General features: G+C 67.2%; 8 protein-coding genes. 3 read left to right on the plus strand and 5 right to left on the minus strand.

The window, feature by feature from the left end; translation table 11 throughout:
* Positions 1 to 11 precede the first annotated feature (11 nt).
* On the minus strand, positions 12 to 878 hold the full coding sequence (locus OIE13_RS16545; protein WP_326638716.1) for an amidohydrolase family protein: 867 nt from the start codon (positions 876 to 878) through the stop codon (positions 12 to 14).
* A gap of 183 nt (positions 879 to 1,061) precedes the next feature.
* On the opposite strand from OIE13_RS16545, the gene OIE13_RS16550 reads away from it, so the two are divergent.
* Together OIE13_RS16550 and OIE13_RS16555 are read left to right on the plus strand one after the other, a co-directional pair.
* On the plus strand, positions 1,062 to 2,249 hold the full coding sequence (locus OIE13_RS16550) for an amidohydrolase family protein (protein ID WP_326830200.1): 1,188 nt from the start codon (positions 1,062 to 1,064) through the stop codon (positions 2,247 to 2,249).
* A gap of 155 nt (positions 2,250 to 2,404) precedes the next feature.
* Positions 2,405 to 3,211, plus strand: coding sequence for a VOC family protein (locus OIE13_RS16555; RefSeq protein WP_326830201.1), 807 nt, complete (start codon positions 2,405 to 2,407; stop codon positions 3,209 to 3,211).
* 39 nt (positions 3,212 to 3,250) lie between these two features.
* Here the strand turns inward: OIE13_RS16555 and OIE13_RS16560 are convergent, their stop codons facing one another.
* A complete protein-coding gene (locus OIE13_RS16560; protein WP_326830202.1) occupies positions 3,251 to 5,341 on the minus strand; it encodes an acetate--CoA ligase family protein in 2,091 nt (696 codons plus the stop codon).
* 384 nt (positions 5,342 to 5,725) lie between these two features.
* Entirely contained in the window at positions 5,726 to 6,040 is a 315-nt protein-coding gene (locus OIE13_RS16565; protein WP_442816067.1) for an FCD domain-containing protein, read from the minus strand.
* Between the two features lie 120 nt (positions 6,041 to 6,160).
* Here OIE13_RS16565 and OIE13_RS16570 point away from each other — a divergent pair, with 120 nt between their 5' ends.
* Entirely contained in the window at positions 6,161 to 6,307 is a 147-nt protein-coding gene (locus OIE13_RS16570; RefSeq protein WP_326638707.1) for a hypothetical protein, read from the plus strand.
* Positions 6,308 to 6,371: 64 nt separating this feature from the next.
* Here OIE13_RS16570 and OIE13_RS16575 read toward each other — a convergent pair whose 3' ends face one another.
* Together OIE13_RS16575 and OIE13_RS16580 are read right to left on the minus strand one after the other, a co-directional pair.
* Entirely contained in the window at positions 6,372 to 7,178 is an 807-nt protein-coding gene (locus tag OIE13_RS16575; protein WP_326830203.1) for a 4'-phosphopantetheinyl transferase family protein, read from the minus strand.
* The gene (locus OIE13_RS16580; RefSeq protein ID WP_326638703.1) at positions 7,175 to 8,020 is read right to left on the minus strand and encodes a metallophosphoesterase family protein; all 846 of its coding nucleotides are present in this window, start codon (positions 8,018 to 8,020) and stop codon (positions 7,175 to 7,177) included. The genes OIE13_RS16575 and OIE13_RS16580 overlap by 4 nt, the downstream gene beginning before the upstream one ends.
* Positions 8,021 to 8,060: the final 40 nt, after the last annotated feature.

The raw sequence follows: 8,060 nt of genomic DNA on the forward strand, positions 1-8,060 counted from the left end.
GTCTCGTCACCTCACCTGTCCAGCTTGAGGATGCGCCGGGTGTTTCCGGAGAGGAACTTCGGCCACACCTCGTCCTTGAAGGGCACGCCCGGCATGTCGGTGAAGATCCGCTCCAGGGAGAGCCCCATCGGGAAGTAGCCGGCGTAGAGGATCTTGTCGGCGCCCCGGGTGTTGGCGTACCTGATGATGGCCTCGGGGTAGTGCTTGGGGGCGAAGGCGGAGGTGGAGTAGTACAGGTTCGGCCACTTGAGCATCAGTTTCACCGCGAGCCGCTCCCAGGGCTCACAGCCGTGGCGGGTCACCATGACCAGGTCGGGGAAGTCGTACATGACGGTGTCGATCCGCGACACCTCCTGCGGGGCGAACTTCAGCCTCGGCCCGGGAATACCCGCGCACACGAAGATGGGGATGTCGAGTTCCACGCAGGTCGCGTAGATGGGGTACATCTTCGGGTCATCGATGGCGACCTGGGGAAACGTCCCCGCCGGGAACGATCCGACGGCACGGATCCCGTACTCCTCGTAGTCACGTCGCAGGGCGCGCACGCTGCCCACGACGTCGTTCGGGTCGTCGACGTTGCCCGAGGGGATGAAACGGTCGGGGTACCGCTTCAAGGCCGCCCGGGACACCTCGTCGGAGACTCCGATCAGGCCCTGGACGATGCCGTAGCGGTCCATCTGCTCCAGGGTGGTGCCGATCGGGTCGTCGGCGGGGAGGTCCTTGGGGACCTGCTTGAACATGTACTCCGCGGGGAACTGCATCTCCTCCAGCGACCCCCGGTCCCTGGTCTGCCTGCGGATGAAGTCGTACTGCGAGAAGTCCTTCTGCGGGAATCCGATCATCGTGTCGATGACGGGCACTCCGGACGGCATGGCCATCGCGAGCTCCTTTTCAGTCCTGGCTCGGTACTCTGAAACAGGATTTCAGTTTCGTCAAGAGGTCGATGACAGCTTCCCCAATGGTCATAGGTATGAACCATGCTTGCAACAACTGAAATCCCGTTCTACATTGCATGCGGCGGCCCAAGAGTGCCGTGTGCGACGACCGGGAGGTACGAACCCGTGGCTGACCTGCCCTTCAGGTACTTCGACTGCGACAACCACTACTACGAGGCACTCGACGCCTTCACCCGCCACCTGGAACCCGAGTTCGCCAAGCGAACGATGCAGTGGGCGACGATCAACGGCAGGACCCGGCTCCTGGTCGGGGGCCGGGTGAACAAGTTCATCCCCAACCCGACCTTCGACCCGGTGGCCAAGCCGGGCGCCATGGACGAGTACTTCCGCGGCCGCAACCCCAAGTCCGCAGGGACACTCGAACTCTTCGGCGAACTGGAACCCGTCCGGCCCGAGTACCGCGACCGTGACGCGCGGCTCGCACTCATGGACGAGCAGGGCATGCAGGGCGCGATCTTCCTGCCCACCCTCGGCGTCGGCATGGAGCAGGCGCTCCTGCACGACGTGCCCGCGCTCACCGCGGCCTTCCGCGCCTTCAACCGCTGGCTCGCCGAGGACTGGGGATTCGCCTACCGGGAGCGCATCTTCGCCGCGCCGTACATCACGCTGGTCGACCCCGACAACGCGGTCAGGGAACTGGAGTGGGCACTTGAGCAGGACGCCCGCTTCGTCGTCATGGTGGGCGGGCCCGTCATGACCCCCAGCGGCGGCAGGTCACCCGCCGACCCGATGTTCGACGGCTTCTGGGCGCGGGCGAACGAGGCCGGCATCACCGTGCTCTACCACGGCGGCGACTCCTACTACAGCAAATACCTGGCCGACTGGGGTGAGAGCGAGTTCACCGAGGCGTTCCGCGCCAGTCCCTTCCGCGGCCTCGTCTCGGCGAACTCGCTTCAGGACACCATCGCGAGCATGCTCGCCAACCGGCTGTTCGAGCGCTTCCCCCGGCTGCGGATCGCCTCGATCGAAGTGGGCTCCGACTGGGTCTTCCACCTGTTCGACAAGCTCAAGAAGTCCTTCGGCCAGACTCCGTACCTGTATCCCGAGGACCCTCGCGAGACGTTCAGGCGGCACATCTGGGTGGCCCCCTTCTACGAGGACGAACTGGGCGCGCTGCGCGACCTCGTCGGCGTCGACCGGATCCTGATGGGATCGGACTACCCGCACGTCGAGGGCCTGGCCAACCCCGGCTCCTACATCAAGGACCTGGAGAACTTCCAGTACACGGTGGAGCAGAGCAGGCGCGTGATGCGCGACAACGGTCTCGAACTCGCCACCCGGCTGCCGGCCTGAACCGGACCGAGCCAGGCCGAACCAAACCGGGCCGAGTCAGACCTAACCGGACCGGGCCAAGCCGGACCGAATCAGACCGAGGCCCGCGGGCCCGGACGACATGCCGTCCGGGCCCGCCGCCGTTTCCAGAGATTCCCGCACGGGAGAGGACGCACATGTCAGACGTCGTCATCTTCGACCACCTCGCCATCGGGGTCGAGTCATGGGAGGACGCCTACCCTCGTTTCGCCGTTCACCTGGGCGGCTCATGGTCACACGGAGGTGACGCGGGCGAGTTCGCGCCCTACCAACTGATCTACGCCCACGACATGAGGCTGGAGTTCATCTCCCCCGGCGCCCGGCCCGGCGGCTTCATGCGGCGGTTCATCGACAGGAACGGCCCCGGCCCGCACCATCTCACCTTCCAGGTCCCTTCCCTGGTCGACGCCCTGGACCGGTTACGGGCGATCGGGATCGACACCCTGGGTGGCCGGAATGAAACCTACTGGAAAGAGGCGTTCCTGCACCCGAAACAGGCGGGCATGGGGACACTGATACAGCTTGCCGAGTCGGACAAGGACCTGGTGGGCGGGTTCACCTCACCCGCTCCCGAGGGCTTCCCCGAGTCCGCCGGGAAACCGTGCGCCATCTCCTGGGTCGGCCTGACCGTGGCGTCGCTCGACACCGCCAGGACGCTGTTCGCGGACCAGCTGCGCGGTCACGTCCGCCAGGTGGGCCGGGGATGGTTCCTCATCAGCTGGGGTACCGGCCGTAACCTGCTCGTCCGCGAGCGCGAGGAGACACCCGGCGGCGCGGGCCTGTGGCTCACCCACGGAGTGGGGGTCGACCACGTCGTGTTCGGCTCCCCCGACCTCACCCCTGACGACCTGAAGGATGGAGGCACACAGGCCGTACGCATGCCGTACGAGCCGTCGACCGACGTCGCGGTCCTTCAGGCATGGCAGGACATCAACCGGCAGTGAAACGGCCCCCCTGCCGGAGCGGCAGGGGGGGCCGGAATGTCAGCCCTCGTCCCAGACGGCCATCGCGTCCAGGACCTCGACGCTCTCGCCGGAGACCCGCAGCGGATTGACCTCCATCTCCGTCATCCGGTCGCCGAGCGCCGCCGCGACGTCGGCGAGCCGGCAGATGACGTCGGCCAGCTTCTCCAGGTCCACCACCGCTCCCCCACGAGCACCCGTGAGCAGGGGATAGCTCTTCAACTCCGTGAGCATGGCCTTGACCTCGTCCCGGTTGACGGGGAGAAGCCTGATCGCGGTGTCCTTGAGAACCTCCACCCAGACGCCGCCGAGGCCGACGACGAGTGTGAGGCCCCATACGGAGTCACGGACGAAGCCCACCAGCAGGTCGACGCCGTCGGGACGCATCGGGCTGAGGACCGCGCCCTCGATGTCGGCGTCCGGCGCCTGCGACCGCACCGTGTCCATCATCCGCTCGAACGCCCCGCGCACCTCATCCGGCGAGTTCAGGCCGAGGACGACCCCGCCGACGTCCGTCTTGTGCGCGATATCGGCGGACGAGACCTTCATGACCAGGGGAAGCGGCATCTCTCCGGCCGCACTCTCGGCCTCCTGTGCGGTCCGCACCAGGCGCTGGGGAACGACGGGCACCCCTGCGCCGGCCAGCAGCTCGACGACCTGGCGCTCGGACCAGCGACCGCCGGCGCCGCCCTCGATCTCCACGACCGGCGAGGAGCCGGCCCGCGGCCGCACGATCTCCCTGCGCTTCTCCGACCACCACATCGCCTTGGCCAGGGCGGGGATGCCCCGGGCGAAGGACTCCAGCACGTACGAACTGCCCGACGACCGGCGGAACTCACGCGCGAACAGGGTGCGCTCGGTGGGCAGGAACTCCATGGGGATGACGGGAACCGGGCTCGTGTCCGCCAGTTCCTTGCGCCACTCGACGCTCCCGGCCATGAAGGCGGCCGCCTCGGGGGTGGCCGGGACCGATCCATTGATCACCAGGACGTCGATGCCCGGGTCCTTCGAGACGACCTTCTCGCACAGCGGCAGCAGGTCCGGCTTGATCACGACGTACCCGGTGGTGTCGAGCGGGTTCTGAGCCGTCGCGAACTCCGGCAGCCCGCTCTCCCGCAGCCCCGTCACCGTGGAGTCGGCGAGGTCGGGCAGCAGCACGCCGCTCGCCTCGGCGACATCGCCGATCACCCCGCACATCGCTCCGGACCCGGTCACGAAGGCGGCCCTGCGCCCGGGAATCTCCCCGTACTCGGCGAGCAGCCCGGCCGTGGCCACCAGGTCCTCGATGGAGTCGACACGGATGACCCCGAGCTGCCGGAAGGCGGCGTCGAACACCTTGTCGTCACCGGCGAGCGCTCCGGTGTGCGCCGCCGTCACCTTGGCGCCCACCTCGCCGCACCCCGCCTTGTAGGCGACGATGGGCACACCGGCCGCCAACGCCCGGCGGGCGGCGTCGATGAACGCCTCGGGGTGACGTACCGATTCCAGATACAGCGCGATGACCTTCGTCGACTCCTGTGCCAGCAGGTAGTCGATGCCCTCGGCGATCGTGATCATCGCCTCGTTGCCCAGCGTGACCAGATGGCTGATGCCCACATCCCGGCCCTGCAGGTAGTTGAGCAGGAAGATGCCGAGCGCGCCGCTCTGCGAGAGGACCCCGACACCACCGGTCTCCAACGGCCACGGCAGCATCTGGCTCCACGGCATCGTCGCGGCGGTCGCGTTGATGAAACCGAGATTGTTCGGCCCCAGGATGCGCAGGCCGAGCTCGTTCGCACGGGCGGCCAGGGCGCGCTCGCGTTCGGCTCCCTCCTCGCCCATCTCCCCGAAACCGGCGGCGATGACGACGAGATTGACGATCCCCTTCGCCGCCGCGCTCTCCATGATGCCCGGCAGCGAGTCAGGGCCGGTCAGCACGTAGGCCAGATCGACATGGCCGTCAATGTCATCAAGGGATTTGACGGCCTGCTGCCCGTGAACCAGACCACCCTTGTGGTTGACGAGATGGATGGGGTGGGGGTATTTCGCCTGCACGAGGTTGGCGTAGGTGTAACGGGACCAACCCGAACGATCACTCGCCCCGACGATCGCGATCCCGCGCGGCGCAAACATCGAATCGAGCGGATGCCTCCCAGAAGCGTCGTTGTCCAAGCGCGATGACGAACTGTCCTCGGTCCCGGCGATGAGGCTCATTCTCCACTCCCTGTCGCATGCGGGCGATAGCCCGGACGATCAGTACCTGGGACACGCCGGCCACGGTGGCCACGCCCGGGGGGCGGCCGGCGCAGCAGGCGAGACTCCGTGAAGCTATAGTGAAATTAGATTCTACTACTGTCAATACCTGAGACGCTTGAGGAAGCACGGATCAAGTTGTTACCTGCACAGATAATGCATCCTCACCCGCATCTCGGACACCGCCCTGAACATAGAGTCAGAATCTAGCTAGCCAATCACGAGCGAGGCCCACGCCCGACAGGTCCTGGCCGCCTACCGGCGTCAGTGATCCTCGTCGAACAGCAGGGTCTCCACCCGCTGCCGGTAGTCGCGGTAGATCTGCCGATACCGCTCGACGGCCCCGGCGCGGTCGCCCCGTTCGAGCAGTTCCAGGGTCTGCCGGTAGCCGTCCAGCCACACGCGCCACACCTCGCTCTCGGCGGTGAGGGCCAGCACCCGCTGGGTACGGGTGACCACCAGGTCGACGTGGGTCTGCAGTTCCCGGTTGCCGCTCGCCATGATGATCACCGTGCTGAAGTCCGCCCCCGCGGCGGCGGCACCTGGTACTGGAACCGCTATCCCGGAGCCCGGGTGGATGTGGAGAGCCTGGCCTACTTCTACCGAACGTCAACCCCCGCGCGCCGCTTAACCGCGACGCGACGGGAGAGTCTCCGGCCCCCAGGCCGGGGAGGAGTTCAATACATCCACGGTGGCGGCATGATCCTCGGCGACATCGCGGGGGAGGATGCCAACGCGACGATGATCTGCGACCCGGTCGGTGCCGTCGTGGTCTCCGTCGAGGCGGCACTCTCCCGGCGAATCTGGGCCGGCCGGATCGACGCCCTCCGGCGCGCCCTCACCTGAGCCGGCACCCCCGGTGCGTGGGCGACACGAGACTGCGCCCACGCACCGGGGCACGGCGGCGACCTCAGCGGCGATCAGACAGGTGATGGTCTCCGGTGGCCATGGGCAACGTGCGGGCGGCGCTGTCAGCGGCGAAGGCGATCGGGGCGTCCGAGGCATTCGCGACGTCCGGAGCGCCCGAGGTGTCCCCGGTGACGGAGGGAGCCGCCACGACCGCGATAGCCGTGATCATGAGACCCCGGCCCACCAGCCAGCGACCGGAGAACTCCTTCAACTCGACGCCGTCACTCAGCCTCGGCCCCTCGACCAGCAGCCGGGCCTGGAAACCACCACAGACCGGATCGAAGGTGATCGACGCCTCCGTGAAGTCGAGGCCTGGTTCCCGCAGCGGGGCCAGCGGGAACCAGGCCTTGTAGACGGACTCCTTGGCGCTGAACAGCAGCCGGTCCCACCTCACCGACGGGTCGCGCCGCAGGAGATCCATCACCCGGCGCAGCTCCTCGCCGGCTGTGATGACCTCCAGGATGCCGGAGGGCAGCGGCTTGTTCGGCTCGGCGTCGATCCCCAGGGTCGTGATGTCACCGGATCGGGCGACGACGGCGGCACGGTATCCGGCGCAGTGGGTGATGCTGCCGACGACACCTGAGGGCCAGATCGGCGCGCCCTTCGCACCCGGCAGCACGGGCACCGGCTGGTACCCCAGATTGCCCAGGGCGTCACGGGCGCACCAGCGCGCCGTGGTGAACTCGCGGCGGCGCTTCTCCACCGACCTGCTGATCACTGCCTCCTCCGCGAGGAACAGGGCACATGGCCGCGAGTCGTCGAACGCCTCCGACGACATGACCTCCCCGGGCAGCAGATCCTCGATCATGAGACGCGTTCGGAGGTCAGCAGGATCGACCGCGCCGGACGGGGTGTCCCGCCCCGTCGACGCCACTCCCTCGGGTATCCCAATGAAACCTCCTCGAAGCGAACTCCGTCGTACCAGGTCGTGCGTGGTATGTGCAGGTGGCCGTACACGACCACGGCCGCCCGGTACTTCAGGTGCCAGTCGGCGGTCAGCTGGGTGCCGCACCACTGGGCGAACTCCGGATGACGCAGGACGCGGGTGGGCTCACGCACCAGCGGATAGTGGTTGACGAGGACGACAGGGTGGTCGGGATCGCAGGCGGCCAGCCGGCGCTCGGTCGACTCCAGCCTGGCCCAGCACCATTCCTCGCGGCTCGGATATGGATCGGGATGCAGCAGCATCTCGTCCGTGCACACCACTCCGGCCTCGTACGCGCGGGCCAGCGACTGCGCCTTCGTGGCCGTGCCGGGAACACGGAAAGAATAGTCGTACAGCAGGAAAAGCGGCGCGATGGTAACCGGCCCCCCGGGCCCGTCCCATATCAGGTAAGGATCCTCCGGCGTACGGATTCCGAGGCTGCGGCACATGTCCACAAGATACTGATACCGGTTTTCACCGCGAAGCTGAATCGGATCGTCCCGCGGCGTCCAGAGTTCATGGTTGCCCGGCGCCCAGATGACTTGGGCGAAGCGTTCTGCCAGCAGGCCGAGCGCCCATTCAATGTCCTCGATCCGCTCGCCGACGTCACCCGCGACAATCAGCCAGTCCTCATCGGACCTGGGCCGGAACCCCTCGACGAAGTTTCGATTCTCTGCGTAGACGACATGCAGGTCGCTTACCGCGAGCAGATTTCGTGCCTTCATGATGTGGTCGGCTCCCGCACGATCTGAGATGGTGATGAAA

Origin of the sequence: Streptosporangium sp. NBC_01810, assembly GCF_035917355.1 — a bacterium.
Lineage (GTDB): Bacteria > Actinomycetota > Actinomycetes > Streptosporangiales > Streptosporangiaceae > Streptosporangium.

Excerpts from the sequence above, each read along its gene's own strand:
- OIE13_RS16570 (WP_326638707.1), top strand. The coding sequence starts at position 6,161 with ATGATCCTCGGCGACATCGCGGGGGAGGATGCCAACGCGACGATGATC.
- OIE13_RS16555 (WP_326830201.1), top strand. The coding sequence starts at position 2,405 with ATGTCAGACGTCGTCATCTTCGACCACCTCGCCATCGGGGTCGAGTCA.
- OIE13_RS16560 (WP_326830202.1), bottom strand. The coding sequence starts at position 5,341 with ATGTTTGCGCCGCGCGGGATCGCGATCGTCGGGGCGAGTGATCGTTCG.
- OIE13_RS16575 (WP_326830203.1), bottom strand. The coding sequence starts at position 7,178 with ATGATCGAGGATCTGCTGCCCGGGGAGGTCATGTCGTCGGAGGCGTTC.
- OIE13_RS16580 (WP_326638703.1), bottom strand. The coding sequence starts at position 8,020 with ATGAAGGCACGAAATCTGCTCGCGGTAAGCGACCTGCATGTCGTCTAC.
- OIE13_RS16545 (WP_326638716.1), bottom strand. The coding sequence starts at position 878 with ATGGCCATGCCGTCCGGAGTGCCCGTCATCGACACGATGATCGGATTC.